The sequence below is a fragment of the Sphingobium agrisoli genome (assembly GCF_041877245.1).
In the GTDB taxonomy this organism is placed as follows: Bacteria; Pseudomonadota; Alphaproteobacteria; order Sphingomonadales; family Sphingomonadaceae; genus Sphingobium.
On the sequence record NZ_JBHDJI010000005.1, the window covers coordinates 232112 to 257564 of the forward strand.

Below are 25453 nucleotides of genomic sequence, written 5' to 3' on the forward strand. Positions count from 1 at the left end.
GACCCGCCTGCGTATGAGGAGCACGTTTCTTTGGCGATAATCCAAGATGTCCCGGCAGCAAGCGGCCCCGCACCGGCAACTGGATCACGCCGCCCCTGGTCGACCCGGCGCACGTCATCCATCGATACCGCCTGGCCTGCCGGCCCGAAGAGAGAGATGCACTTGACTGGCCGCGCGCGGGATCTGCTGACGCCCGGAATAGATGCATCGCCAACTGTTCTGGCCGAAGACGGCTTGATCGCCGTGGTGAGCTCGCAGCGCGAAATTGTAAGCCTTGATACTTTGCCCGTGCGACGGGCTGCGGTGGAACTGATCGGCGCGCGCGCGGGCAGCCAGCTGCGCTCCGCCATCGAACAGTCACTGGGCGACGAACTGGTGCGCGGCACGCCGCTCTATCTGCTGCTCGACGATATTGCTGGGGCAAGTCTGGTGGCAAACTGGGGTGTCCAGCAATGGTCGTCCGACAGCCCGCTCAGCACGGACGATCCGGCTGAGATGGATCGGCTGACGGCGCGGATGATGGGCGTGTGCATGGGTTTCAGCCCTGAATCCTGGGTCTATACCGGCGGGCCGGAAGGCCGGGCCTCCCATCATCACAAGGTGCCCGCCCTTGACGCGGGGCCAGACGCGCTTGCCTGGCACGCACTCCCCGCGCAACAGGGACCGGCCGCGCGTCGGGCACGTCGGATTGACGTCTGGCATGAGAACGGGCTGATCTGCGCCGACACGCATTTCCAGGACAGCGCCCCGCTGCCTGACGGCACGCGCCTTGCAGTTCACGAATATCTGGTGAGCGTGACTATCGATCCGGGATCGATGACCGTGTCGAGCGCGGCGGCCGATCCCAGGATTCTGCCGTTCAGCTACTGTCCGGCGGCATCACTCGGAATCGATCGGCTGGTCGGCCTGTCGGTGGGTTCCCTTCGGAAAACGGTGATCGAAGAGTTTGCTCGGACCCGGGGGTGTACGCACCTCAACGACACGATGCGTTCTTTGGCCGAGGTGCCGCAACTGAGCGCGGCGCTGCAAGCCGCCATGCGGTGAAGCGCGTGATGGATTTCATCGCCGCACCCCCGATCGCCCATGGACCTTTCTACAGGCAGGAGAGCTGCTGTGCCTGACGACTATCCTCAATTGTTCAGTCCCTTTTCGGTGCGCGGACTGACACTGCCCAACCGTACCGTGATGGCGCCGATGTCGACGGAGCTTGGCGCTCGGGACGGAAGCGTCACCCCCGCCATGATTGCGTTCTACCGCGAACGGGCCAAGGGTGGCTTTGGCCTGATCGTCGTCGAGTATACCTGCGTCCAGCCCGATACGGGCCGGGCGCACGAATATCAGCTGACGCTGGAAGACCGCCGCAACGTCGCGGGCCATCGGCGGCTCGTGCAGGCGGTGCATGAATACGGATCGAAGGCATTCATCCAGCTGCAGCATTCGGGCCAATATGCCACCCGTTCGCTTCTTCCCGATCAGATGCCGGTCGGCCCCGGCAACCTGTTTTCCAAGAAGGATCCCGATCGCCAGACCTGCCGCGCTCTCAGCAGCGACGAAGTCGCGCAAATGGTGCGCTCGTTCGGCGCGGCGGCAGCACTTGCCGTCGAGGCGGGGTACGATGGCGTTGAACTGCATGGCACGCACGGTTACCTGCTCTCACAGTTCCTATCGCCCTATTTCAATCGCCGCGACGATGAATGGGGAGGCGATTTCGAGCGGCGGATGGCCTTCCCGCTTGCAGTGATCCGAGAGGTCAGGAAGGCCCTCGGCGACCACGTGCTGAGCTACCGTTTGTCAGTCGATGAATTCATCCCTGGCGGTCTGACGATCGATGACATGGAGCTGATCGCTCCCCGGCTGGTCGAGGCCGGGGCGGATGTCCTGCACTGCTCGGCCGGCCTTGGCATCGGCGCCGCATTCGAGACGGTGATCGAGCCGATGTCGACGCCCGAAGGCTGGCGCATCCCGTATGCCGCGCGCATTCGCCGGGCTGCTGGCGCTCCTGTGATCGCCGTCGGCCAGATCCGCTGGCCGGAAACCGCCGAAGCCGCGCTCGAAAACGAACAGGCAGATCTGATTGCGCTCGGTCGCCCTAGCTTGGCCGATCCTGATTGGCCGACCAAGGCCCGGAGCGGCCTGCGTGCCATGATCAGGCCTTGTACCTCGTGCAATTGGTGCCTTGCTCCGCATCAGGATCGCCATCATGTGGGGTGTGCCGAAAATCCCCGCGCGGGGAACGAGCTCGACCCGCCACTGGATGCCGAGACCGGCACGGGGCGCCGCGCCGTTGTGGTCGGGGCCGGACCGGGTGGCATGGCTGCCGCCCTGTTGCTGGCCCAAAGCGGTTTCGAAACGCAGCTGTTCGAGCAACGGTCGCAGCTGGGCGGCGGCATCATCCCTTCGGCAACACCGCCGGGCAAGGAAAAGCTGTTCTGGTACGCGTCCTATCTCGAACAGCGCATCGGGCAAAGCGCGGTCAACGTGCACCTCGGTCGGCGAGCCGGGGTCGAGGATATCGCGGCGCTCGCACCGGCCGTTGTCCTCCTGGCCACAGGGACCGAACGGATCGATCTTCCGATCACCGGACTGACCCAGTCAAACAGCGTCGATGCTTACGACATCCTGATGGGCGACAAGGCGATTGACCTTCCTTCCGGCTCGAACGTGGTGGTTTACGGCGGAGGCGAAACCGGATGCGAATGCGCCGAGTTCTGCGCCGCCAAGGGCCTGCGGGTCACTCTCGTAACCCGTTCTCGGGCAAATCAGCTCGCCCGGTCGGCAGATCAGTTCTATCGTGGGCCGTTGTTGCGGCGCATTCATGCCAACCCGCTCATCAGCGTCATCGACAATTGTCACGTGAGGGCTTTTTCCCCTGACGGCGTGATCTTGGAACGCGAGGGTGCGGACGACGCAGCAAATGGTCCGATCAAGGCGGACAAGCTGATTCTGGCACAGGGCCGCCGACCTGCCCAGGCCTTGCATGCCGAGCTTTTGACGGCCGGTTTCGCCGTGTCGCTTGTCGGGGATTGCTCGCAGGTCGGCCGGATCGGTGACGCCGTGCAAATGGCCTATCAGGCGGTGCTTGGACTGCGCGCAGATTTCGCTGCATTGCGCCACGCTGGCTGCTGACCGGTTCGGGACGCGCGGCGCCTGGGCCCTCCGGCGCATTCCCGTCAGGCTGCCCAGGTCAGCGCCCGTCGAAGACCAGCTTGCCGCCGATCAGGGTGGCTACGACGCGAGCGGATGCCGGATCGACACGAAGCGTGGTCCAATCCTGAGCGAGCAGGCACAGGTCTGCCGAAGCATTCGGAACGACGGCGCGACGCCGACCAAGCGACAGCGGATCGGCCAGGAACAGGTCCAGCGCCTGCTCGGGAGAAAGCGCCTCCTTCAGACCGAGCGGGACGCCAGTGGCGGTACGGCGGTCAACTGCGGCAGCGATCGCCGCCCAAGGGTCAGCTTGGCCGAATGGCGTATCCGTTCCGCCCGCCAAGGTCACTCCGGCGGCCAGAAAGGAGCGCAGCCGGTAGAGATTGGGCCAGTCCTCCCGATCGATATCAGCTAGATAGGCGTCGCCGCGCTCGGTCACGAAGTTCGGCTGGGTCACAACCGCCAGGCCAAGTTCGGCAATTTGCGCGACAAGCTCGGGCGTCGCGATCGACGCGTGCTCAACCCGGTCGGCGGGGACCGGCCCCGCCTCCCTAAAAGCAGCGAGCGTAAAGACCAGCTCGCCTTCCGTGACACAATGCACCGCAACACCCCGGCCGGCGCCATGTGCCTTGGCGATGGTCTCGACCATGGCATCAAATTCGGGCAAGGCAGCCTCGTGCAGATGGATCTTAAGTGGTCCGCGGCTGATCGTGTCGCAGTCGGCAAGGCCGGCCAGTTCTGCGGTACCGGCAAGCACGAGGCGCTGGGAAAACCGATCCGCTTGCTGCGCCTTGGCAAAATGCGCTGCATCGGCGAGACCATTGTGCGGATTCATGTCGGTTACGCCAGTCACTCCCCAGCGGTTCCAACGGTTCGATACCTCGTCGAGATCCGGGGGCGATCCCTGCAAGGCCCCTCGCAACCAAGTGTCGGCATCGAACAGGTGCCCTTTGTCGCAATCCAGCGAGACCGGAGGGGCTTTCCCGGCCAGCAGTTGCGCAAGGCCGATGCTGTTGAAGATCCACAAGCGGCCCGAACGATGCTGGATCCGCGCCGGGCGATCGGGCACGATCCCGTCCAGCCAGGCACGATCAATTAGCCCCGCCACGCTCTCATGGTAACCTATGCCGCGCAACCAGCCGGCGCCGCCCGCATTTGCCAGAATCCTCGCCAGTTCTGCGGCATGAGTCACCTCCGGTGGACCACAACGAAGCGAAGCAAGCGCGGCTGCCGTCGCTGCAACGTGCACATGATGATCGTGAAGGCCGGGCAAGAGCAGCCCGCCGCGCGCGTCCAGATCCGGGGTTCGGCCGGGCTGATGCGCGTCCACCGTGGCGACCCGCCCAGCAGAGATCATCACATCGACCAAGCGTCCATCGAGCAGCCGGGCTGCGCCGATCAGCAGGTCTCTGGCACTCCCGTCCACTGGCGCCCTTTCTCGCGGCCACATTCTGGTCGCCGCACATCAGCTTATGAAAGTGCTGCGGGTAATGTCCAGCCTTGGGCAAGAGCCTCTGCCGGCATTGCAATGGGCCCCTCGTTTAACTAGACAATTGTCGAGTAAAAGCAGGCGTGAGGCGCATGTGCGCCCATTTGTCGCGGCTTTGCCGGAGAGGACTACGAATCGATGGACAGTCTGTTCGACTTCACGAACAAGGTCGTTCTGGTGACCGGTGGCAGCCGGGGACTGGGGCTGGAAATGGTCAGGGCATTTGCCGCTCGTGGGGCTGATCTGATCATCACCAGCCGCAAGGTCGATGCCTGCGAACGTGTCGCGGAAGAAGTCCGCACGCTGGGGCGTCGCGCCTTGGCAATTGGCGCCCACGCCGGCCGCTGGTCCGAGATCGATCGCATGCTCGAGCGGGCCTATGCCGAGTTCGGCCGGATCGACATTGCCATCAACAATGCCGGGATGGGCCCCGCTATGCCGAGCCCGGACGTGACCGAAGAGTTGTTCGACAAGGTGGTGGGCCTGAACTTCAAGGGCCCGTTCCGTCTGGCGGCGCAGGTCGGCAAGCGCATGATGGAAGGCGATGGCGGTGTCATCATCAACATATCGTCGTCAGGAGCGCTCGTCCCGCTTCCCGGGGTTGTTCCCTACAGTGGCGCAAAGGCGGCGCTGAACGCGATGAGCCGGTCGCTGGCAGCCGAATTTGCGCCCAGGGTTCGGGTGAACACCCTGTCTGCAGGCCCGTTCCTGACCGATATCGCGCGAAACTGGACGCCCGAAATGCGGGAACATACCCCCAACCTGCTAGGCAGGCCCGGTCAGCCGCATGAAGTCGTGACGGCCGTCCTTGCACTGGCCAGTCCACATTCGAGCTACATCACCGGAGCATTGCTCCAGGCTGACGGCGGCCTCTGATGCCCACTGCCTAGATGCCTGCAGCGGCCCGCGCTTCGACCAGATCTAGGTTCACGTCACGCGGCAAGGTAAGCAGCGACAGCAGAGTCTGGGCCACGGACTCAGTGCGGAAAAGCTTGCCGGTATAGTGGAAGTAGCCTCCCGCTGTGCTTTCCGAGATGAATTGCGCCATGCGCTCCGCGTCCCATTCACGGCTGATCGTGCCAGACTCCATCCCGCCCACCCGCAGGATCGATACACGTGTGCCGTCAGGGCGCAGTTCATTCCTGAGGCCTCGGGCAAAGCCTTCCAGCCCGGCCTTCGAGGCTACGTAGAGCGTCATGAACGGGAACGGCAGGTTCACGCTTTCCGACGAAACGAACACGACGTCGCCGCCGCCCGCGGCGCGCAGGTAAGGGACTGCCGCCGAGGTGACATTCGCCGGGCCGATCAGGTTCACGCCGAACTCGCGCTCGATATCGGCAGCCGTCGCTTCCTCCACCTTCAGCAACGAGGCCACTGCGGCGTTGTGGACGAGGCAATCGATCCGGCCATACACCTCACCCACCTGCCGGATGGAGTCCCTGACCGCTGCCGGATCGGCCAGATCGCAAGGGACTATCCGCGTGTCCGGACCTGTCTCCGCGGGCAGGCTGTCCAGTTCAGCCGACGGTCGCGCCAGAGCTACCACCGTGGCCCCTGCAGCGTTCAGGGTCTTGGCCATTGTCCGCCCCAGCCCGCGGGATGCTCCGGTGACGACCACGACCCTGCCGGTCATGCCTTGGGTCGCAGCCGTCATGCCCCGGCACCCGCTCCCGCCATCAGCGCCTGCATGTCGATTGCGCCGACCTGAACCCCGCCATGGAACCCGCCATCGACCGGCAGGCAAACTCCGCTTATGAAACTGGCGGCTGGCGAGTTGAGCAAGACCAGGGGATTGCCCTGTTCGGCCGGGGTGGAGCGCCGCCCCGAAGGGATCGTGAAGAGGTCCAGGATGTTCTTCGGTACCAGATTCTCAAACGCTGCCATCATCGGCGTCTCGGTCGGACTGGGCATCGTGGCGTTCACCCGGATGCCCTGCTTGCCCAGATCGTAGGCCAGCAGGCACGTCCAGGCATTGACCAGTTCCTTTGACAACGCATAGCCGTCCTGCACGTCGTCTGGATGGGTAGCCAGCCAGTCGAGGAATGTCGGCTTGTCCTCAATCGCGATCAGTGACCGCAAGAGCGGCATCCGCTGCAGAAAACCCATGCCGCCCAGCGAAGAGATGGTGGCGATGGCGCCACCTGCCGACATCCGGGGCAGCCACTGCTCTGTCCAGTGACGGATACCCAGAAAGTTGACCGATACGACATCGGTCGGCGGGAACGACTGCGGAAGCCCGGCGCAGTTGAACAGGGCGTCGATATTGCCGCCGATGCTTGCAACAGCATTGTCGATGGACGACCAGTCGCGCAGGTCGACCGGTGTAAAAGAGGCCAGCGGCGCTGGCGAAGGCTTGATGTCCGCTCCGTGCACCTCGGCGCCGAGCGCAACCAGTTCGCGTGCGCAGGCTTCGCCCATGCCCGAAAAGCACCCGACAATCGCAACCCGCTTGCCACGATACGAAAACAGCTCGCTCACGCTTGATCTCCTAAGTCTACTGGTCCCGGCCGGCCCGGGAAATGGGGTAGGCGCAACTCAGCAGTCGCCGCAGAAAGTCACCATTCGATGTGCAGGTGGCGGACCGACTGGAGGCCAGGGTAAACCTCGCGGGTGTCGTGGTCCGACAGTCGGAACAGCGGTACGCGCCGGAACCATTCCTCCAGTGCGATCTTCAGCTCGCGTCGAGCCAGATGCGAACCAAGGCACCGGTGCGGACCGCCCGCCAGGGTGAAGTGACGGTTGGGTTGCCGATCCAACTGCACGGTGCGCGGGTTCTCGAACTCGGCAGGGTCGAAGTTGCCGACCGTCACCAGACACTTGATCCAGTCGCCTTGTTTCAGCGTATGCCCGTGCCAATCGAAGTCCTTCTTCACGAGTCGCAGGGAGTTGACCAGCGGGTGGACCCGCAGCATCTCCTCGATAGCCTCGGGCAGCATTGCGGGATTGTCGCGCAGGGTCTGCTGCATCGCAGTGTCGAGGCTAAGCCGGCGGAACATCAGCGACAGGCTGGAGGCAACCGTGTCCAGCCCGCCGAGCCACAGGAAGAATACCGTACCGATCATCTCGTCTGCATTGATCGGCCGACCGTCGATCTCGGCGTTGACGATCCGCGATACCAGTCCACCGTTCAGCGTTGCCTGCTGCTCGGCGATGAACCCGCGCAGGTAGGCAATGACATCGCGCACCGATGACTTCGCCACTTCGAAGTCACCGCCGTGCAGGATGGTGAATTCCCATTCCAGGAACTGATCGAACATCATGAACGGCAGTCCCATCAGGTCAAGGAACACCCGCACCGGGAAAACCCGTGCGAAATCCCAGGCAAAGTCGGCCTTCCCGGTCTCGACGAATCCGTCGATCAGGGAATTCGCGCTTGCCCTGATGTTTTGTTCAAGCGCGTCGATCGCCTTGGGCGAGAACCACGGGTTGAGCATGGCCCGGTACTTCATGTGATCGGGCGGGTCGATGCCTAGCGGGATGTTGGGCCAGGTCTCCCCAACCATAAGCTGGAATCCTGCGGCCCCTCGGGTCGAGAACAGCTCGGAGTCCTGATAGACCCGGGCGATATCCGCGTAAGAGGTCACCACCCAGCAGCCCACGCCCTGCATGCCCGGCACAGCATCAGGGATCCACATCAAGGGTGGGTAATCGCCTCCCAGCAGGACCTCGGTATCCTGATAGGGTTCGGTATAGGTCACCGCCTTGAGACCTTCGGCCCAGGTGAGATCCCTGACGAGACTCTCGGGAACGTGATCCGGACGATTCGACGAACGAATCCCGATCGATGGTGCCGACATGCTCACTCTCCTGGTTCACTTATTTTCTGACACGCTATCAATTTTGAGCGTGATCGCAAGGCGTTTGCGAACGCTGCGTCGATAGATCCCGGCACCTCCGTGCGCAGCCTCAAAAAAACAGGGCAGCCAAACTGGCTGCCCTGAAGTGTCTGTTTCTTCTTCGCCTTAGAAACGAACCGTTGCTGTCATCCCGTAGGTACGCGGTTCACGCAGCATGACGCGACCAAGCTGAACGCCGGGGATGGTCAGGCTGTTCACGTAGTCGTTCAGATTCGTCAGGTTCTTGCCCCACAAGGTCAAGTCCAGATTCCCATCGAGCACCGTCAGCGTGGCGTTAGCGTTGACAAGAACATGTTTCACGTCCGTCGTCGCCTTATTATATCCTGCTACGTCAGCAGCGGAAGTAACCTGGCCAGTCACGGCATCGCGGAATACACCGGTCGAGTCCTTGTAGAAACCTTGCGGGTAGTTGAACTGCGACGATTGATACGCAAAGTCGGCGCGTAGCGAGAGCTTGTTGCTGCCAACTTCCCCACTCCATTGCGGAGAAACTGTGGCGGTCCACCGAGGCGTCAACTGGAAAGGCTCGTTGCTGCGATCGAAACCGTTGAAGTCGATGAACGAGATATACTTCGGTTTCGTGTAGGCAGCCGTAGCATTAAGCTGAAATCCACCGCCAAGTATCGCGGTCACCTCCAGCTCGCCACCATACACATCAACAACACCGGCGTTTGAGGTCACCGTGGAAACGGTGTTTGCCTGAGTTGTCGAAGTCACAGTCGTGTTACGCTGAGCCCCCTTGGTGTGCGTGTAATACACTGCGAGATTGGTGCGCAGCCTGCGATCGAAGAATTCGCCCTTCAGGCCACCTTCGTAGCTGTACACGATCTCCGGCGCGAAAGGCCGCAGAGATGCCGGAACTGCGCCAATGCCGCGGAGGGCGAGGCCGCCGCTCCGAAATCCCTTGGCAGTCTTCAGGTAGACCAGAAGGTCGTCGGTGGCCTGATAGTCCAGTGACGCAGTATATGCCCAGCCGCTGAACCTCGCGTCGCGAGAAAACGGGCATCCTTGGACAGGGAACGCGCAGATAAACGTCTGAATGGAAGTGCCGGTCGGGTCGATCAGATAGGTACCGTTCCCCGAAGACAGCGAACGCTTGTCACGCGACCAGCGCAAGCCGGTCGTGATCGAGAGCTTGTCGGTGGCATGGAAAGTGGTCTGACCGAAGAAGCCTACGCTCTTCGTGTCAATCCTGCCGAACGAGGTAGTGATCGCCCGGCGACCGCCAGTGCCGAGCTTGGAAAGTTCGAGGAACGTTGACGAGGGTGTGTCGTCGTTTCCATATTCGTGGAACAGGAATCCACCGAGCGCAAAGTCGAGGCGGTCGTTGAGGGCCTTGCCCGTGACGGTCAATTCACCAGACCACTGCTGCATCGCCTGACTGTTCCGGATTCCGTATTTCTCAGTCCCCGAGCCGTCCAGTATCCGGACCTTGGACCCGTCGTTATCGCTGCCGGTCAAGACCGAAACTGTCTTCCGACGGCCGCCGATCGCCTTGATTTCACCGAATGACGTATCCAACGTGGCCGTCGCCGTATAGGTTTCGGCGTTCAGCGTCGCGCGTGGCGTCGCAGTAAGCGAGGTGCTGAAGCGCGAGTTTCCGTAGGCCGTGTCCTGCGCAAGTATGGCATTGCCGGCCCCGACGCACGCAGCGCGGTTTGCAAGGCAGTTCGCGGCGCCAAGCGACTCCAGCCCTGCCTCGAAGGAGGCGTTGCCGTTCGGACTGAAGTAGGCCAGGCGGCCGGGATCAATCAGGGTGTCGGTATGATACTTGTCGGCCGAAAGCAGCACCCGGAAGCTTTCGGTCGGCTGTACCAGCAGCTTTCCGCGGATCGTGTAGTCGTTGAGGTTCCCGATCTTGGTGCCCGAGTTAACCTCGCGGACGAAACCATCGCGGCGGTTGCCGGAGTAGACAAAGCGCGCGGCAACCTTTTCATCCACGACCGGCACATTCAGGATACCGGTCAGCGACTGCTGGTTGAAACGACCGTAGGTGCCGGAAAGCGAGCCGGAAAGCCCGTCAACAAAGCTCGGATCATTGGTGTTGATGAGAATAGCGCCGCCCGTCGTGTTGCGGCCAAACAGCGTTCCCTGCGGCCCTTTCAGAGCCTGGAAGTTGGCGACATCCACGAGCGAAGCTGTAAGGCCATAGGCACGCGCCCAGTACACACCGTCGACGTACGTACCGACTGAAGGGTCAATGGTGGCCAGAGTGTCCTGCTGAACCTGACCGCGCATCTGGATCAGCACAGCGGCCGTGTTCGTCTGGGCCGGCGCAAATTGCAGACCCGGCGTAAGCGTGGCAGCCTCAGGCAGGGTGCGAACGTTCTGGCTGGCCAGTTCAGCCCCAGAGAAGGTCGTGATCGCGATCGGGACGCGCTGAACGTTTTCAGACACTCGACGGGCCGTAACCACGATATCTTGCAGTTGATCCCGTTGCTTTTCTGCAGCGTCAACTGCCTGCGATGCAGCAGTCTGCGCCGCAACGGGACCGGCGACACAGGCGATCGCAACGGCCATAGCAATGGCCGAAGGACGGCCAAGCGAAACAAAACGCTCCATAATATCCTACTCCCCTTCAACCGGTGCGACGTGCCCGGCATGACATTCCGTCCATGTTGGCGGATGATTTTTTTACTGCGTAGCGGATTTTGACATAAGCGTCAACAAATCGATTTATTCCGAGAAAATTTTGCCGGATTGTGGCTGTCCTGCATCAGCTGTCGCGTCCGAAGCTGAACAGAGTAGTCAACGAAGCGATTTCTAGGTTGGCCGACGACGAGGCAGCGCCGCCGCCACGCCCATTCCAGCCAGACAGACAAGGAAAACAAAGCAGAATACGCGGGAATAGCCCGATCCAGCACCCATGCCGGCATCGGCGCCCAGCGCGGCTGATCCGAGCAGAAACGTCATGACCTGAGTGCCGCAAGCATGGGCGATTGAGCGGATAGCCGCGCTCAAACCCAGCGCTTCGCTGACCCTGTCGGCAGAAGCTATGCGCGCAATCTGGTTCGTAACGCCGACATAAGTTACTGTTGTTCCAATTGAACTAACGATGATCACCGCTACGAGCGAAGCAAATCCGCCCGGACCGGCCAACAAATAGAGCCATGCCGCAGCGTTGCAGATCAACCCCGACAGAATTACTCCGCGCTCGCCAATCCGCGAACAGAGCAAACCTGCGATCGGAGAAGCGAGGCCCGCTGCGGCATTCCCCGGAATCTTGAGGAAACCAGCTGCGGAAGCAGACAGACCAAGGCCCATACCCGGGGTCCTTGATTGCAACAGCAGCATCATCACGAGCGTGAGCTGGAATGGCCCGAGCGCCAACAGCAGGATCACGGCGTTCGTCAACGCCATTTCGCGGGCTGCCAGCAGGCGCACGTTGAACAAAGGGTCGGGATGGCGCAGTTCGTGCCAGACCCATCCCCCCATCAGCATGACAACCGCCAGCACGCCAGCCAGGCCAGCCCCATCTACGCCACCCTGCTCACCGATCCTGGTGATAATCAGCAAAAGCGCGCTGACGCCGGTGACAAACAACGCACCGCCGCCAAGGTCCAGCCGACGCCGAACCTTTGTGTCGCCGAGGCCGGCCGGAAGACACGTCGCTGCCAGAACTGCCGCGACGCCTCCCATCCCCGCGCTCAACCAGAATAGGGCCCGCCAATGGAAGTTGTCCACTACCACGCCGCCGATCACCAGCCCTGCAATGGCCCCAACCGATGTGGCCCCGACCAGCAGGCCGCCGCAAAGCGAGTGCTTCTCGGGGGGCACTGCTTCCCGGACGATACCGTAGCACAGCGGCAGCACTCCGCCCGCCATGCCTTGAAGCGCCCGGCCAGCGATGACCCAGCCGGCATCGGGATGAATCGCACTGAGAGCCGAGCCAGCCGCAGACATGCCGACGGAGATGACAATCATCCGCTTCCGCCCGAACAAGTCTCCCAGCCGACCAACGATCGGCGCCGCTACCGAAGAAACCAGCAGATAGATGGTCACCATCCAGGCAACCGCCGCCGGGTCGCGGAAGTCGGCGTAGAGAACCTTGATCGCAGCAAGGATCATTTGTGTTTCGAACGTTGCCGTAACGTCGGCAATCACCAGCACCGCGACAATCAGCCGCCATGATCGGAATCGGGTGTTTGGGGGCTCCGGGTGATGCATTTGGGTAAGCACTCCTGCAGAATCGCCTCGCCCGCAAATCCGAGATCAGCTTCCCGTGGCCCCCGTGTGATCGAAAATCATCGTCTTGGGTTCGAGATAAGCCCCTAGTCCGGCGAGTCCGCCTTCGCGGCCAATTCCAGACTGCTTGAACCCGCCAAAGCCGATAGAGAAGTCGAGCTTGAATCCATTGTGTCCGACGGTCCCTGCCCGCAGCTGCCGCGCAACCTTGTAATAACGCTGATCATCGTTCGTGAAGACAGCGCTATTCAACCCATAAATGGTATCATTGGCGATCCGCACTGCGGTCGCTTCGTCGCTCGCCGGGATGACGCAAACGACCGGACCGAAGATTTCCTCCTGCGCAATGGGCAGGCTATTGTCGACGTTTGCGAGTAGCGTAGGCTCGATATAATAGCCACGATTGAGTCCAGCCGGACGACGACCGCCTGCCGCAATGCGGACTCCGCTGGCCTGGGCCGCGCTGATGCAGCCCTCCACCCGGTCCCGCTGCCGCGCAATCGCCAGCGGGCCCATCTGGGTTTCCGGATCGAACGGATCTCCGATGCGGATCCGCGCGAACTCGGCAGCCAGCGCATCGACCAATTCGTCGTGACGGCGCTCATTGACGATGATCCGGGTCAAGGATGCACACACCTGGCCTGTCGCCATCGGCGCGTAGCGCGCGATTTCAGCTGCAGCCGTGGCAATGTCATAGTCGTCCAGCACGACTGCAGGCGATTTGCCGCCCAGTTCGAGCGTGACGCGGGCGATCCTTTCGCCACAGATCGAGGCGATGCTGCGTCCTGCCGCAGTCGAGCCGGTGAAGCTGACCTTGTCGATCGCAGGGTTGCGCACCAGCTCCTCGGAAACCTGGCGGTCAGCCGTCACCACGTTGACGACACCGCGCGGCAGACCGACCGCTTCGCAGATTTCGGCGAACATATATAGCGCCGACGGTGCTTCGGGCGATGCTTTGACGACGAGCGTACAGCCTGCAATCAGGGCCGGAGCAGCCTTGTGACTGAGCAGCGAGGTCGGCGCGTTCCACGGAACGATTGCCGCCACCACCCCGACCGGCTCTTTGACCAGCATGGCACGATTGCCCGCACGCGTGACCCGTTCTTCTTCCCAGGCGTAAGTGCGTCCCAGTTCGGCGTGGAACCGGAACACGGCCGCCGCACCCGGCCCGGCAACTTCCGCCATGCCGCAGACGACGCCCGATTCCACCATCCAGCTGCGCGCCAGGCCGTCGGCGCGCTCTTCCCAGGCATCGGCGATCCGCGCAAGGAAGTCGCCGCGTTCTGCCGGGGACATCCGCGGCCATGGCCCTTCATCGAATGCCCGGCGAGCCGCATCGACCGCCCTCTGCATGTCGCTCGACTGCGCCTCGGCAACGCGCAGGCATTCTTCTTCGGTAGCGCTGTCCAGAACGGCGAAAGTCGCATCCGACGAAGGCCTGACCCATTCACCATCTATGAAAAAACGATCGGGATGTTTCAGGCCGATCTTGCGGCCGGCAGCGTCTGCCATCTGTGCCTGCTCTCCAAATCCAGCCACCAGGCCAGCTTTTTAGTATTTGACGCATGTGTACAAGTACGCTCTGGACGCGTCAATGGGCTAGAGAGATCGCGCGTCAGGATCCGGCATCCTGACGGACCCCGTCAGAGGCGTTCGGGCTGCTCAGCGGCCCGTCCAGTTCGGTGGACGGCGCTCCAGAAAGGCCGCCAGTCCTTCCTCGCGGTCGCGGGTTGCGGCAAGGCTGACCCAAGCCTTTGCGCGCTCTCGCCGCGCTGCATCGACTGCAGCAACATCTCCAGCCGAGAGCACCTGCTTGTAGGCCGCAATGGCGCACGGCGCCGCTAAAGCAAGGCTGGCCACCAGCGACTCCGTCCGCTCCAACATGCCTGCGCGGTCTCGGGCCAGTTCGGCGACCAAGCCCAGCTGATAGGCCCGGTTCGCAGAGATCGGCTGGCCGGTCAGCAGCAGCGCTCGTGCGGCGTTTGCCGGAATCCGCCGGGGCAGTTCAATCAGGCCCGCGTCGGGCATCAGCGAGAAGCGCACTTCGCTAAGGCCGAACTGCGAAGCTTCCGTGGCCACCACGATGTCGGACAGGAGCGCCAGTTCGAAACCGGCGCCCAGGCAATGGCCGTCAACAGCCGCAACGACTGGCCGGGGACAGGCTCGCAAGCGGTCGTACAACCGCTCCGCAGCGATTTCGGCACGCTTCGGGTGCCCGTCGATCTCGTCCTGCCTGAGCTGCTTGAGATCGCCCCCAGTCGAAAAGGCGCGCCCCCCCTCGCCGATGAGAACTATCGAGCGGATACCCGAATCGGCGCAGCAGGCATCGATCGCGCCTGTGATGTCATCAAGTGTCGTTGCATCCAGCGCGTTCAGGCGCTCCGGTCGATCGATGCGGATCCAGCCGCCGCCTCCGATGATCTCGAAACCTACCGGCATGGCGTGAACCTCTCGCGTTGATCCGGCAATGGCGGCCGGAAATGGACCGCTCAGCCTGCGACCAGCTCCAGCAGAATACCGATCTGGGCTTCATGCAGGTCAGCCTGGATGGTCGCGGCGTCGTCATTGTAAAGGGTCTCGCGGGTCGCCAGTCGTTCGATCGCCGCGAAGATCACGATAGCGCGCGCCATTGCTTGCTCACCGGTCAGGCTCGTGCCCGGATGCCCGGCGATGATCTTGTCCGCCAGGATCTGCACTAGGCGCACGCCGGACTGCTTGCGGATTTCCGAAAAGCGGGCGTCTCCGCGATCGGATTCCATGTTGCGCAGCACGAGCACCGCATTGTGCCGGTGCCAGTACCGGCGGTAGGCATCGAGGAATTGCCGCGGGCCGTCGAGATCGTCCCTCCTTGGCTTCCAAGCCTTCAGCGCGACCAGCACATCGTCGATGGCGGCGCTGGCCTCTTCCGCCAGGACCAGCAGGATATCGCGGACATCGCCGAAATATACGTAAAGCGTCGCCAGCGAGGTCTTCGCTTCCTGCGCGATCGCAGAAGCGGTAAGGGACATGGCCGATTGCGTGCGCAGCAGCCTCGCTGCCGCCTCCAGCAGACGGGCGCGGGTCTCCAGTCCCTTGCGGCCGAGTACGCCCCCTGATCGCCCCGTTCCCTTGAGAGCCGTTGGCTGGCGGGCCACGCCTGCTGTCCTTTCGCCTTGATCTGCATGCCGATCACCGTGCCGTTACAAGATGGCCGCCGCCGATTCAACCTGAACGGCGCGACAGGACGGCAGGGCGTCGGTCATGGGGCGCTGACATCGTGATGAACTCTTTCGCAGTAGAGTTGACAGGACTGTCAAAACCATGCTTTCAGAAACCAGTCGGGTGCCGTCGTGCGTTGCGGCGCGAAATGTTGCGGGCCCATGGATCTGGTCCCGACCCGCCAAGCCATCGATCGGCAGGTCGAAGGCAGGTGCCATGTGATGACATCGGGAGACGATTGCCATGCTGATTGAGAACAGGGTTGCTGTCATCACGGGGGGAGCGAGCGGAATCGGTCGCGCCAGCACCGTCCGGTTCCTTGAGGAAGGCGCCAAGGTCGTGGTGGCCGACGTCAATCCTGCCAGCGGCGATGCCCTCCTCGCCCTCGCTGATGAGCTCGGCTACGCTGACCGTGTCCGGTTCGTTGCGACCGACGTGACCAACGAGGCCGAAATCGAACGGATGATCGGTACAGCGGTCGATGCCTTCGGCCGACTCGACTGCATGTTCAACAATGCCGGCATTCCGGGCGCCCTCGGCCCGCTTGAGGAAATCGGCGCTGATGACTGGGACCTGACCTTCGCAGTCCTGGTCAAAGGTCCGTTTCTTGGGCTCAAGCATGCGGTGCGCCAATTCAAGGCCCAGGGTACCGGAGGCGTGATCCTCAGCACCTCTTCAGCCGCCGGCCTGGTCGGCGGCGCCGGGCCACGCCCCTATTCCATCGCCAAGGCGGCCGTGGCCCACATGACCAAGGTGGCGGCGGTTGACCTCGCAGCCCAAAGAATCCGGGTGAATGCCATCGCGCCGGGCGCAATCCTCACCGAGATCGGCGGACAGGACCCTGTCGAAGCGGCCGAACGGCTGTCCAAGGGCCAGCCCTGGCCTGATCACGGGCTGCCATCGGATATTGCCTCGGCAGCCGTGTTCCTTGCCAGCGACGAAGCGCGCTTCATTACCGGCCAGACCCTGCTGGTCGATGGCGGCGCGACCAGCGACAGCGGCATCGAAGTGCGGTTGCAGCGTGGCGGCGCCTGGGCAAAATTTGCCGGGATGCACCACGGCACTACGGGCAAGAAGTCTGAGTTCCGGCGGCTCGACCGCAAGGACTGACCTGCCTCGCTGCGGCGCGGAGGCCGCCGGCACACCACGGAGAACTGGGCGTGAATCTCGATCTGAGCGAAGAAAACAACCTGCTGGTGGCAATGGTGGACAAGCTGCTGGTCGGCGCGGGGGGCGTCGATAGGCTGCGCAAGCTCCAACCCGGCGTGATGGATCGCGATCTCCACCGCGAATTCGCCGGGATGGGCCTTCTGACGATGCGCGCCCTCTCGCCGGAACAAGGGGGGTTGCCGCTGTTCGATGCCATGCTCGCTATGGAACAGGCTGGCCGTCACCTGCCCCGCGTGCCCCTCGCCGAAACCCTGGTGGCAGGCGGCGTGCTCGGGCGGTCGACCGCCGCGGATGCCGAAAGCTGGCTGGCGCGCATAGGCACAGGCGAGGCGGTGGTAACGCTGGCGCTTCATGACGTTGCCGAGCGCCCGGCGCAACTGGTGCCCTTTGGCGCCGCCTGCGATGCCGTGGTGTTCCGCAAGGCGGCCGGGATATACCTCCAGCCGGGACCGCTTGATCCGCTCTCCGGCGACCATGCAGACCAATGCCTGGCCCGCTTCGCCGAGACCGGCGCGGCGGTTATCGAACTGGGTCAGGGCGAAGCTGCGGTCGGTTCATTCCTTGCCGCGGTCGAGGAATGGAAACTGCTGATCTCGGCCGAGCTTTGGGGTCTGTCGAGTGCCATGCTGGAAATGGCTTCGCGCCACGCCAACGAGCGTCATCAGTTCGATCGGCCGATCGGCAGTTTCCAGGCCATCTCGCACCCGCTCGCCGACCGTGCTGTGGACAACGAGGCTGCGCGTCTGTTGGGCTGGTGGACCGCCTGGCTGCTGGCCGAAGGGAGCGCCGAAGCCGCGGCCGCGATCAGCATGACCTTCGCCTGGAGCACCAAGACGGCTGACGCCACGGCCCGACGTGCGCTGCACACCTTCGGCGGCTACGGGCTTTCGTTGGAACATAACGCGCAGGTCTATTTCCGCCATGCCAAGGCCCTGCCCCTGCTGCTCGGCGACCCCGGGGAAGAACTCGCCCGCGTAGCCGATCGGATGTGGCGCGGTGAGACGGCGGCTCTGCCCGATGGCGGCCCCTGCCCGCTCGATTTCGGGATCGACGAGGAAACCGCTGCGGTCATGGCCGACACGCGGGCGATTCTCGAACCGCTGATGACGCCCGAATTGCATGCCACCCTGCCGGATTCCTACGACGGACACGTTCCGGAAATCGCTCAGGCGCTGGGCAAGGCAGGACTGCTTTTTTCGGACTGGCCCAAGGAATGGGGCGGCCGGGGCTCTTCGGCCACGGCCATGCTGTCGGCGCTGCGCGTCTGGGACGAACTGGGTTATCCCGGCCACGCCCAGTCGGTCACCAACATGGTTGGCCATATCGTCCGGGAATTTGCCTCGGACGAAATCCGCCAACTGGTCGTGCCGCGCTTCGCTGCCGGCGAGGCGCTGGGTGCCATGGGCTATTCGGAGCCGGGTTCCGGGTCGGACATCTTCGGTTGCCAGACCAAGTCGCGCTGGGACGAGAAAACCCGGACCTGGACCATCAACGGTCAGAAGATGTGGACCACCGGCGCCAATCTGGCGGACTATGTCCTGCTGCTGACCCGCAGCGAGCCGGGCAGCACCAAGCATCGTGGGCTGACTCTGTTCCTGGTGCCGACGGACACGCCGGGGTTCGAGGTTCACCCCATCCACACCGTGATGGGGGAACGCACCAATGCGACTTTCTACACGGACATCGTTCTGGACGATCGCTGGCGCGTCGGACCGGCGCACAACGGCATCAAGGTGATGACCTGGGCGCTTACCCTCGAACAGCTCGGAGCTTTCGGGGCAGGCGACCGGCGCGCCCTCCCCGCCCTGCTCGATTGGGCGGCTCAGCCCGATGAAAGCGGCAATCCCCGGATGGAAAGCAAGGACGTCCGGCGGCGGCTCGGCCTGTTCGAACTGCAGGCCCGCGCCGGGACATTGTTGGCGGATCGCGCAACCTGGCATGCCCTCAGCCATCCCGAAGCCGGCCGCACCGGCTATGGCCCGATGAGCAAGCTGTTCTATTCGGAAATGGTCCAGCAGGTCCTCGCTGACCTCATGGACATGACCGCACCGGACTGCCTGATCAATGGCAGCGGGCCCCTCGCCGTTCTCGAACGACTCTATCGCCAGTCGCAGGTAGCGACCGTCTATGCCGGTTCGAGCGAAATCCAGCGGTCCCAGATCGCCGAAGTCTTCCTCGGCTTGCCGCGCAGCCGCTGATCCGGAACTCTCATACCATGCGGGGAATTCGATGAGCCTCAATCCCAATCTGGACCGGGCGATGACACAGCCCGACGACGCCCTAGCCATCTGGTTCGAAGGCGCCTCGTTCACTTGGCAGGGAGTGCGCGGTTTCAGTGAAACGCTGGAAGCTATGCTGGCCGACAAGGGTGTTGCGCCCGGACAGCCGATCGGCTTGCTATGCCGGAATGTTCCGCCGCTGGCCGCCGCGCTGCTTTCCGCAGTGCGCACGTCGCGTCCGTTGGTCATGATATACACTCTACAGTCGCTGGACGGGATTGCAGAGGATATCCGCAAGCTCAAGCTTTCAGCGGTGGTCGCGTTGGCAGACGACTGGACGCCCCAGGCCGTGGCAGCCGCGCGCGAGGTGGAAAGCATCGGAATCCGGTGCGACCGGCGCGACAGCCTCAGCCTGAGCTACGAACCGGGGCTCGACCGGCTTGGCGCCGAACAGGCCGCACGCCCGGCCGAGCCGATGTCGATCTCGGTCCTGTCGAGCGGCACCACCGGCAAGCCAAAGCTGGTACAGGTCAGTTCGCTGATCTTCACCAGGGCACTCGCCACCATGTCGGTGTCGGATGTCCCCGGCGTCCCGGTCCGGCCGAACCTGGCGTTCACCCCGATTGCCAATATCAGCGGCCTGATCCAGTTCCTCGGCAGCGTAGCGCGCGGTGGTTGCGTCTACCTGCTGGAGCGGTTCGAGATGGAGCGCTGGCTGGAAGCGCTGGATCATTGCGCGCCCGACACGATCATCATGTTTGCGCCGATGATACATGCCTTCCTCGATCAGAACACGCCCAAGGAGCGGTTTGGCGGCCTGCGCGCCGTGTTCGGCGGGGGTGGCCCGCTGGCTCCGGACGTGCAACGCGCCTTCCAGGAGCGCTATGGCATTCCCATCTACTGGGGCTACGGTTGCACCGAGATCGCCGGCACTGCGGCCAGCTGGAGCCCGGCCCTCGCCGAACAGTTCGGCGATGCCAAGATGGGCAGCGCCGGACGGGCCATTGCCGGGGTCGAATTGCGGATCGTCGATCCGGACAGCGGCGAAGACGTCCCGGCGGGTGAAATCGGGCTGCTCGAGGCGCGCGTCGAATTGCTCGGTCCGGACTGGATTCGCACCACCGACCTCGCCGTGATCGACAGCGACGGATTCCTCTTCCTGCGCGGCCGGGCCGATCAGGCGATCAATCGTGGCGGTTTCAAGATCCTGCCGGAAAAGATCACCAACGCCGCCGAAGAGCACCCGTCAGTGCGCGATTCCGTCGCCTTCGGCATTCCCGATGCCCGGCTTGGCCAGGTGCCGATCCTGGCGGTGGAACCGCTCGACGGGTCCACAATCGCGCAGGAGGAGATGCTGGCATTCCTGCGCACCAAGCTGGCCGCCTATGTGGTGCCCACCAAGGTTCTGGTGATGGACGAAATCCCGCGGACCGGCGCGCTGAAGCCCGACCTCACGAAACTGAAAAGCCTGGCGCTTGAAAGTTGAACCCTGCCGATCCGGGTAATCCGGCCAGGCATCGACCATATCCGGACAAGAGGACCCACCGCTAATGTTGACCGTGTATGGAGAAGGCCGGGGTTTTCGCGTTGTCTGGCTGCTCGAGGAAATGGGCCTGCCCTATCGCCTGCGCCCGGTCGACATGGCCTCCCCCGGCAAGGACGCAGAATACACGGCCATCAACCCGGCAGGATTCGTCCCGGCCTTGCAGGACGGCGATACCACGATGGTGGAATCCATCGCCATCCTGCAATATCTGCTCGCCCGCCATGGCCCCAGCCCCTTGGCAATGGTACCGGATGAACCCGGCTTTGCGTCTTATCTGCAATTCCTGCTCATGGGCGAGGCGGGGCTTGGCGTCCCGATCAATACAGTTTTCATGGGCCGCAACATGGCGCCTGAAGCGGAACGCGATGCGCGCGTCACCAACTGGGCGATGACGACCTTTACCAGCCGACTGGGACTTGTCGTGCGCCAACTCGAGCAGACGGCCTATCTCGCCGGTGACCGGTTCACGGCAGCCGACATTTCGGTGGCCTATGCGCTTCTGGTCGGACTGAGGACGAAGAACTATCAGCCGGGCCAAACCGACCGGGAATATCTGGTTCGAGTGACCGAACGGCCAGCCTATCTCCGGGCCATGGAACAGTGCACGGCGACCAAGGCCTGGGCCGATCGTGCACCTGCGCTGTAACAGCAATCGCCCGGGGCGCAACTGCCCGGGTAATTACCCGCGTGCACGGAGGACAAGCCATTGAAGCAATGCGTGACAACCGGAAGCGTGGCAGCATGACCTTGCCACCACGCCCCTCTAACAGCCCCAGACGGTCATCCTCCGCGCTGGTGATCCGCGACAATCCACTCGAAGTGCTGATGATCGCGCGACATGCCGAACAGGACTTCGCCTCTGCCCTGGTATTCCCCGGCGGCCTGGTCGATCCTGCCGATGCCGGCGATGACTGGCTGGCGCATGTGGCTGGCGCCGAAGACCTCAGCCGTGACGAGCGCGCCCTGAGGATCGCCGCCTGCCGCGAAACGTTCGAGGAATGCGGACTCCTGCTCGCCCGCCGACGGGACGGATCGGCAATTGCCGAAGCGATAGATCCCGACGGGGACTTGAAGGATGTTCTGGCGCAGCATGATGCGGTGTTGTGCCTCGATGCGCTCGTCCACTTCGGTCACTGGATCACCCCGGAAGTGGCCCCCCGGCGCTATGATACGCATTTCTATCTTATCGATGCGCCCGAAGGGCAGGTGGCACGCTGCGATGGCCAGGAAGCGATCGAGGCGATCTGGGTAGAGCCTGCCGCGACGCTGTCCGCGGCTGCAGCTGGCACTCGTAAGGTGCTTTTCCCCACCCGCATGAACCTCAGCCTGCTGTCCCGCACCGGGGATGCCGCCTCGGCTCTGGCTGACGCCCGGGAGAGGCCAGTCGCCACGGTCCTGCCAAGGGTCGAGAAGCGCGAAAACGGCGTTGCAGTCGTGATTCCGGAATCGGCCGGATATGGACAGACCGAATATCTGTATCCCGGCGGATAGGCGGCCCCTCGTGTAGTCAAGCTCTTAAGCCTCAAAGATCGGGGATGCGGCGTGCCCAAACTTTTGATCACGATGAAGCGTAAATCGGGCCTCAGTCGCGAGGAGTTCATCGCATACTATAACGAACGGCATCTGGCGAACGTATCACGGATCCTCCGCACCGCAGATACCGGTCGACGAGTGCATATCCGCAACTTTGTGGACCCGGAGCATCCTCTGGTAGCCATGATAGGCGATGGTCGCGCTGCACCTGGAGAACCGCCGTTCGATTGCCTGACTGAAATCATCTTTGAGAACGATGCGCTTGCAGCCGATTTCTTCCGAAGCTTCTTCGCGCCCCATACGATCGCGCAGATACGCGACGATGAAGCCCAGTTCATCGATATTGACAGCATCCGCTTCTACATGGTGGATACAATCGAGGTGGTACGCGGTGAGTGAGCGCCTGCAGGGTGGCCCTGGCCAAGCAGGCAGCCTGTTCGAACCGCTCCAATTCGCGCGCGGCGCGGCGATGCGCAACCGGTTGGCGCTGGCACCTTTGACCAACCTGCAGAGCAATGACGACGGGACGATCACACCCGACGAGTTCGCATTTCTCGTCAAGCGAGCGCAAGCCGGATTTGGCATGGTGATGACGTGCGGGGCTACTGTCAGCCCGCTTGGCAAGGGTTATCCCCGCCAGCTTGGTATTCATGACGACCGGCACCTGCCGGGGCTGGCCAAGCTTGCGCAAGGATTACGCGCCGCCGGTGCACAGGCGGTAGTGCAGATCATGCACTCTGGGTGGCGGGCGAAGCGCGATCTGATCGGGACAGAGCCTGTTGGGGTCTGTCACGGACCGGGTGTGCGAGGACTTACGACCGGCGAGGTTCAGCAGGTCATAGAGGATTTCATTGTTGCGGGGATACGCGCGGAGCGGGCCGGGTTCGACGGGGTCGAAATACACGGCGCGCATGGTTATCTGCTGTGCGAATTCCTTGACACAGTCCGCAACCAGCGCAGCGACCGCTACGGCGGATCCGCCGAAGGACGGTCGCGACCAATCACCGAGATCGTTGCTGGATTGCGCGCGCGTACCGGGCCTGATTTCCAGATCGGCGTAAGGCTCTCACCCGAACGGTACGGCATCGCCTTCGACGAGGCGTTGGCGCTCGCCGCGAAGCTGATGACCAGCGGGACGGTCGACTATGTGGACGTTTCTTGCTGGGATGTAGGCAAACAGCCAGAAGACCCGCGCTACCATGGCCGGACACTGCTCGACTGCTTTGCTGAATTACCACGTGGCCGCGCGAGGCTGGGCGTTGCGGGCAAGCTGACTACGGCGGCGGCGGTGTTCGAGAGTCTTCGGCAGGGCGCCGATTTCGTACTGATCGGGCGGGGGGCAATCCTGCATCACGATTTCCCCGCGCGCTTGCGGGCCGATCCGGGTTTTGTCTGCACGCCGTTACCAGTCAGTCGTGCGCATTTGCACGACGAGGGGTTGGGTCCCCACTTCATCGACTACATGAGAACGTGGGCGGGGTTCGTCGCCGACTGAGCTGTCCTCCCCCTCCCGCAGCGCTGGTGGGTAATGCGAAACCAATCTGATTACCCCCCGTTTTCCCGACGCCTTCTGCTTCCAAAATCTGCTGTCGTTCGAACTCTATGGGCGACAGCATACCGTTCCTGACCTGCTTGCGCACCGGGTTACAGAACATCTCGAAGGGATCGAACTCGTCCTGCCGGGCTTCCTCGCAGGTTTTGTAGGTCCGGCTCCGGATCCGACCTTCGCCAGTTGCCGCTTCCACGCATTCAGCGAATGCCTACTGACGCCGAGACGCGGCTTGGCCGGCGGCTTGATCCCCGCCCCGTTCACCGCCATGTCAAGCGCATGACCGGGCCCGAATCATGATCTGTACGCTGCACGCGGAAGAGTTCGGGCCGCTGGGCACGAGGCTGCTGCAGGTGCTCGACCTCGCCGAGCCGGCCATCGGCGAGCGCCTTCTGTTTGACCAGGCCCTGACGCTGGAATCGCTGGCGCACTCCGCCCTGCGGGAGCGTGGCGAGTTCATCCGCTGGCGCACCGCACAGCGGCGCTGCCGCTCACCGGGTGCCGGATCGATCCCGCGACCGCGCAGGAGCACGCCGGATGAACGGGCGTGACCGCGCGCTGGCCGGAGCGGATCAACTGGCCACAGCACTGACCGAACACGGCGTGACAGTCGATCCCGCAACCGTGCTCGATCGCTCGGAGGACATGACGCTCGCCGCCCCGGGGCTGGTCTCGCCAAATGGAGCATGCCGGCTGGTGATGGCCGCAGACGGCTGGATCGCGGTCAACCTGCCCCGCACCGACGATGCGGAGCTGGTGCCTGCTTGGACCGGCACCGACTGGGGCGCGCCGGTGTGGCCCAGCATTGCCACTGCCGCCCGCACCCAGACAGCCGCCACGCTGGTGGCATCCGGGGCGGAGCTGGGACTGGCAGTTGCCCGGCTGAGCGAGACACAGCCCGGCCAGCCGGTTGCCGCCCGACCGCTGGCCCCCGTACCGCTTGGCCCACAAGCCGCAGATCATCGCCCCCGCCGTGTGCTCGATCTATCGACGCTGTGGGCTGGCCCGCTATGCGCCGGACTGCTGGCTCAGGCCGGTCACAGCGTGGTCAAGGTGGAGAGCATCACCCGGCCCGATCCGGTGGCGCAGCACACGCCCGTGCTGGACGCCAGGCTCAATGGGGCCAAGGCCCGCCACGCGATCCGCTTCGATGCCGCAAACCTTGCCCCGCTGCTGGCCGAGGCCGACGTGATCGTCACCAGTGCACGGCCGCGGGCCTTCGCCGCGTTGGGGCTGAACCCCCGGGATCTGGCCGCGGCCCGGCCCGGGCTGGTCTGGGTGGCGATCACCGGGCACGGGTGGCACGGCGCAGCCGGCCGACGCACCGGGTTCGGCGACGATGCGGCCGTGGCCGGCGGACTGGTCGTTTGGCACGGCGACACCCCGCATTTCGCCGGGGATGCACTGGCCGATCCGCTCACCGGGCTGGCCGCCGGACTGGCCGCGCTACGCGCCATCGCCCGTGGCGGTGGAGTAATGATCGATGCGGCGCTGGCCCATGTGGCCGCCCGTGTTGCCACCGGCCATGTGGTAGTGGGATGAGGAAGCCGGCCGCTCCAC

At 63.6% G+C, this 25453-nt stretch carries 21 protein-coding genes and 1 pseudogene; 12 read left to right on the forward strand and 10 right to left on the reverse strand.

Annotation, left to right across the window (positions count from 1 at the left end; all coding sequences use genetic code 11):
- Window positions 1–162: 162 nt before the first annotated feature.
- Both ACETPF_RS10975 and ACETPF_RS10980 read left to right on the forward strand, forming a co-directional pair.
- Entirely contained in the window at window positions 163–1044 is an 882-nt protein-coding gene (locus ACETPF_RS10975; protein WP_373934512.1) for a DUF2889 domain-containing protein, read from the forward strand.
- Between the two features lie 69 nt (window positions 1045–1113).
- Window positions 1114–3126 carry an oxidoreductase gene (locus ACETPF_RS10980; protein WP_373934513.1) on the forward strand — a complete coding sequence of 671 codons (2013 nt, stop codon included), beginning with the start codon at window positions 1114–1116 and terminating at the stop codon, window positions 3124–3126.
- A 58-nt stretch (window positions 3127–3184) separates the two neighbouring features.
- Here the strand turns inward: ACETPF_RS10980 and ACETPF_RS10985 are convergent, their stop codons facing one another.
- Window positions 3185–4573, reverse strand: coding sequence for an amidohydrolase family protein (locus ACETPF_RS10985; RefSeq protein ID WP_373934514.1), 1389 nt, complete (start codon window positions 4571–4573; stop codon window positions 3185–3187).
- 201 nt (window positions 4574–4774) lie between these two features.
- On the opposite strand from ACETPF_RS10985, the gene ACETPF_RS10990 reads away from it, so the two are divergent.
- The gene (locus tag ACETPF_RS10990; RefSeq protein ID WP_373934515.1) at window positions 4775–5512 is read left to right on the forward strand and encodes an SDR family NAD(P)-dependent oxidoreductase; all 738 of its coding nucleotides are present in this window, start codon (window positions 4775–4777) and stop codon (window positions 5510–5512) included.
- Window positions 5513–5522: 10 nt separating this feature from the next.
- Here the strand turns inward: ACETPF_RS10990 and ACETPF_RS10995 are convergent, their stop codons facing one another.
- From ACETPF_RS10995 to ACETPF_RS11030, 8 genes are all read right to left on the reverse strand, one after another.
- Window positions 5523–6290, reverse strand: coding sequence for an SDR family oxidoreductase (locus ACETPF_RS10995; RefSeq protein WP_373934516.1), 768 nt, complete (start codon window positions 6288–6290; stop codon window positions 5523–5525).
- Entirely contained in the window at window positions 6287–7114 is an 828-nt protein-coding gene (locus tag ACETPF_RS11000) for a coniferyl-alcohol dehydrogenase (RefSeq protein ID WP_373934517.1), read from the reverse strand. Before ACETPF_RS11000 ends, ACETPF_RS10995 begins: the two co-directional genes overlap by 4 nt.
- A 77-nt stretch (window positions 7115–7191) precedes the next feature.
- Window positions 7192–8433: a cytochrome P450 gene (locus tag ACETPF_RS11005; protein WP_373934518.1), complete on the reverse strand. Its 1242-nt coding sequence runs from the start codon at window positions 8431–8433 to the stop codon at window positions 7192–7194.
- A gap of 165 nt (window positions 8434–8598) precedes the next feature.
- Window positions 8599–11055, reverse strand: coding sequence for a TonB-dependent receptor (locus ACETPF_RS11010; RefSeq protein WP_373934519.1), 2457 nt, complete (start codon window positions 11053–11055; stop codon window positions 8599–8601).
- Window positions 11056–11256: 201 nt separating this feature from the next.
- Window positions 11257–12660: an MFS transporter gene (locus tag ACETPF_RS11015; RefSeq protein ID WP_373934520.1), complete on the reverse strand. Its 1404-nt coding sequence runs from the start codon at window positions 12658–12660 to the stop codon at window positions 11257–11259.
- A gap of 45 nt (window positions 12661–12705) precedes the next feature.
- Entirely contained in the window at window positions 12706–14190 is a 1485-nt protein-coding gene (locus tag ACETPF_RS11020; protein WP_373934521.1) for an aldehyde dehydrogenase, read from the reverse strand.
- Window positions 14191–14340: 150 nt separating this feature from the next.
- Window positions 14341–15117 carry an enoyl-CoA hydratase/isomerase family protein gene (locus tag ACETPF_RS11025; protein WP_373934522.1) on the reverse strand — a complete coding sequence of 259 codons (777 nt, stop codon included), beginning with the start codon at window positions 15115–15117 and terminating at the stop codon, window positions 14341–14343.
- Between the two features lie 50 nt (window positions 15118–15167).
- Window positions 15168–15812, reverse strand: coding sequence for a TetR/AcrR family transcriptional regulator (locus ACETPF_RS11030; RefSeq protein ID WP_373934523.1), 645 nt, complete (start codon window positions 15810–15812; stop codon window positions 15168–15170).
- Window positions 15813–16119: 307 nt separating this feature from the next.
- Between ACETPF_RS11030 and ACETPF_RS11035 the strand changes: the two genes are divergently transcribed.
- The 7 genes from ACETPF_RS11035 (at window position 16120) to ACETPF_RS11065 (ending at window position 23839) form a co-directional block, all read left to right on the forward strand.
- Window positions 16120–16986: an SDR family NAD(P)-dependent oxidoreductase gene (locus tag ACETPF_RS11035; RefSeq protein ID WP_373934524.1), complete on the forward strand. Its 867-nt coding sequence runs from the start codon at window positions 16120–16122 to the stop codon at window positions 16984–16986.
- A gap of 50 nt (window positions 16987–17036) precedes the next feature.
- On the forward strand, window positions 17037–19244 hold the full coding sequence (locus ACETPF_RS11040; protein ID WP_373934525.1) for an acyl-CoA dehydrogenase family protein: 2208 nt from the start codon (window positions 17037–17039) through the stop codon (window positions 19242–19244).
- Window positions 19245–19275: 31 nt separating this feature from the next.
- Window positions 19276–20751: a class I adenylate-forming enzyme family protein gene (locus tag ACETPF_RS11045; RefSeq protein ID WP_373934526.1), complete on the forward strand. Its 1476-nt coding sequence runs from the start codon at window positions 19276–19278 to the stop codon at window positions 20749–20751.
- A gap of 64 nt (window positions 20752–20815) precedes the next feature.
- Complete coding sequence (locus ACETPF_RS11050; protein WP_373934527.1) at window positions 20816–21457, forward strand: glutathione S-transferase family protein; 642 nt, start codon at window positions 20816–20818, stop codon at window positions 21455–21457.
- A 95-nt stretch (window positions 21458–21552) separates the two neighbouring features.
- Complete coding sequence (locus ACETPF_RS11055; RefSeq protein WP_373934544.1) at window positions 21553–22302, forward strand: NUDIX hydrolase; 750 nt, start codon at window positions 21553–21555, stop codon at window positions 22300–22302.
- A gap of 51 nt (window positions 22303–22353) precedes the next feature.
- Window positions 22354–22743, forward strand: coding sequence for an EthD domain-containing protein (locus ACETPF_RS11060; RefSeq protein WP_373934528.1), 390 nt, complete (start codon window positions 22354–22356; stop codon window positions 22741–22743).
- Window positions 22736–23839, forward strand: a complete 1104-nt coding sequence (locus ACETPF_RS11065) for an NADH:flavin oxidoreductase (RefSeq protein WP_373934529.1) — start codon at window positions 22736–22738, stop codon at window positions 23837–23839. The genes ACETPF_RS11060 and ACETPF_RS11065 overlap by 8 nt, the downstream gene beginning before the upstream one ends.
- Window positions 23840–23906: 67 nt before the next feature.
- Here ACETPF_RS11065 and ACETPF_RS11070 read toward each other — a convergent pair.
- A pseudogene (locus tag ACETPF_RS11070) lies at window positions 23907–24065 on the reverse strand (IS3 family transposase); the annotation flags it as partial.
- A gap of 124 nt (window positions 24066–24189) precedes the next feature.
- Here ACETPF_RS11070 and ACETPF_RS11075 point away from each other — a divergent pair.
- Both ACETPF_RS11075 and ACETPF_RS11080 read left to right on the forward strand, forming a co-directional pair.
- Entirely contained in the window at window positions 24190–24444 is a 255-nt protein-coding gene (locus ACETPF_RS11075; protein ID WP_373934530.1) for a hypothetical protein, read from the forward strand.
- On the forward strand, window positions 24431–25435 hold the full coding sequence (locus ACETPF_RS11080; RefSeq protein ID WP_373934531.1) for a CoA transferase: 1005 nt from the start codon (window positions 24431–24433) through the stop codon (window positions 25433–25435). The genes ACETPF_RS11075 and ACETPF_RS11080 overlap by 14 nt, the downstream gene beginning before the upstream one ends.
- The last annotated feature ends 18 nt before the right edge of the window (window positions 25436–25453 follow it).

Excerpts from the sequence above, each read along its gene's own strand:
- ACETPF_RS10990 (WP_373934515.1), top strand. The coding sequence starts at position 4,775 with ATGGACAGTCTGTTCGACTTCACGAACAAGGTCGTTCTGGTGACCGGT.
- ACETPF_RS10995 (WP_373934516.1), bottom strand. The coding sequence starts at position 6,290 with ATGACGGCTGCGACCCAAGGCATGACCGGCAGGGTCGTGGTCGTCACC.
- ACETPF_RS11005 (WP_373934518.1), bottom strand. The coding sequence starts at position 8,433 with ATGTCGGCACCATCGATCGGGATTCGTTCGTCGAATCGTCCGGATCAC.
- ACETPF_RS11010 (WP_373934519.1), bottom strand. The coding sequence starts at position 11,055 with ATGGAGCGTTTTGTTTCGCTTGGCCGTCCTTCGGCCATTGCTATGGCC.
- ACETPF_RS11015 (WP_373934520.1), bottom strand. The coding sequence starts at position 12,660 with ATGCATCACCCGGAGCCCCCAAACACCCGATTCCGATCATGGCGGCTG.
- ACETPF_RS11020 (WP_373934521.1), bottom strand. The coding sequence starts at position 14,190 with ATGGCAGACGCTGCCGGCCGCAAGATCGGCCTGAAACATCCCGATCGT.
- ACETPF_RS11025 (WP_373934522.1), bottom strand. The coding sequence starts at position 15,117 with ATGCCGGTAGGTTTCGAGATCATCGGAGGCGGCGGCTGGATCCGCATC.
- ACETPF_RS11035 (WP_373934524.1), top strand. The coding sequence starts at position 16,120 with ATGCTGATTGAGAACAGGGTTGCTGTCATCACGGGGGGAGCGAGCGGA.
- ACETPF_RS11045 (WP_373934526.1), top strand. The coding sequence starts at position 19,276 with ATGAGCCTCAATCCCAATCTGGACCGGGCGATGACACAGCCCGACGAC.
- ACETPF_RS11050 (WP_373934527.1), top strand. The coding sequence starts at position 20,816 with ATGTTGACCGTGTATGGAGAAGGCCGGGGTTTTCGCGTTGTCTGGCTG.
- ACETPF_RS11055 (WP_373934544.1), top strand. The coding sequence starts at position 21,553 with ATGACCTTGCCACCACGCCCCTCTAACAGCCCCAGACGGTCATCCTCC.
- ACETPF_RS11075 (WP_373934530.1), top strand. The coding sequence starts at position 24,190 with ATGATCTGTACGCTGCACGCGGAAGAGTTCGGGCCGCTGGGCACGAGG.
- ACETPF_RS11080 (WP_373934531.1), top strand. The coding sequence starts at position 24,431 with ATGAACGGGCGTGACCGCGCGCTGGCCGGAGCGGATCAACTGGCCACA.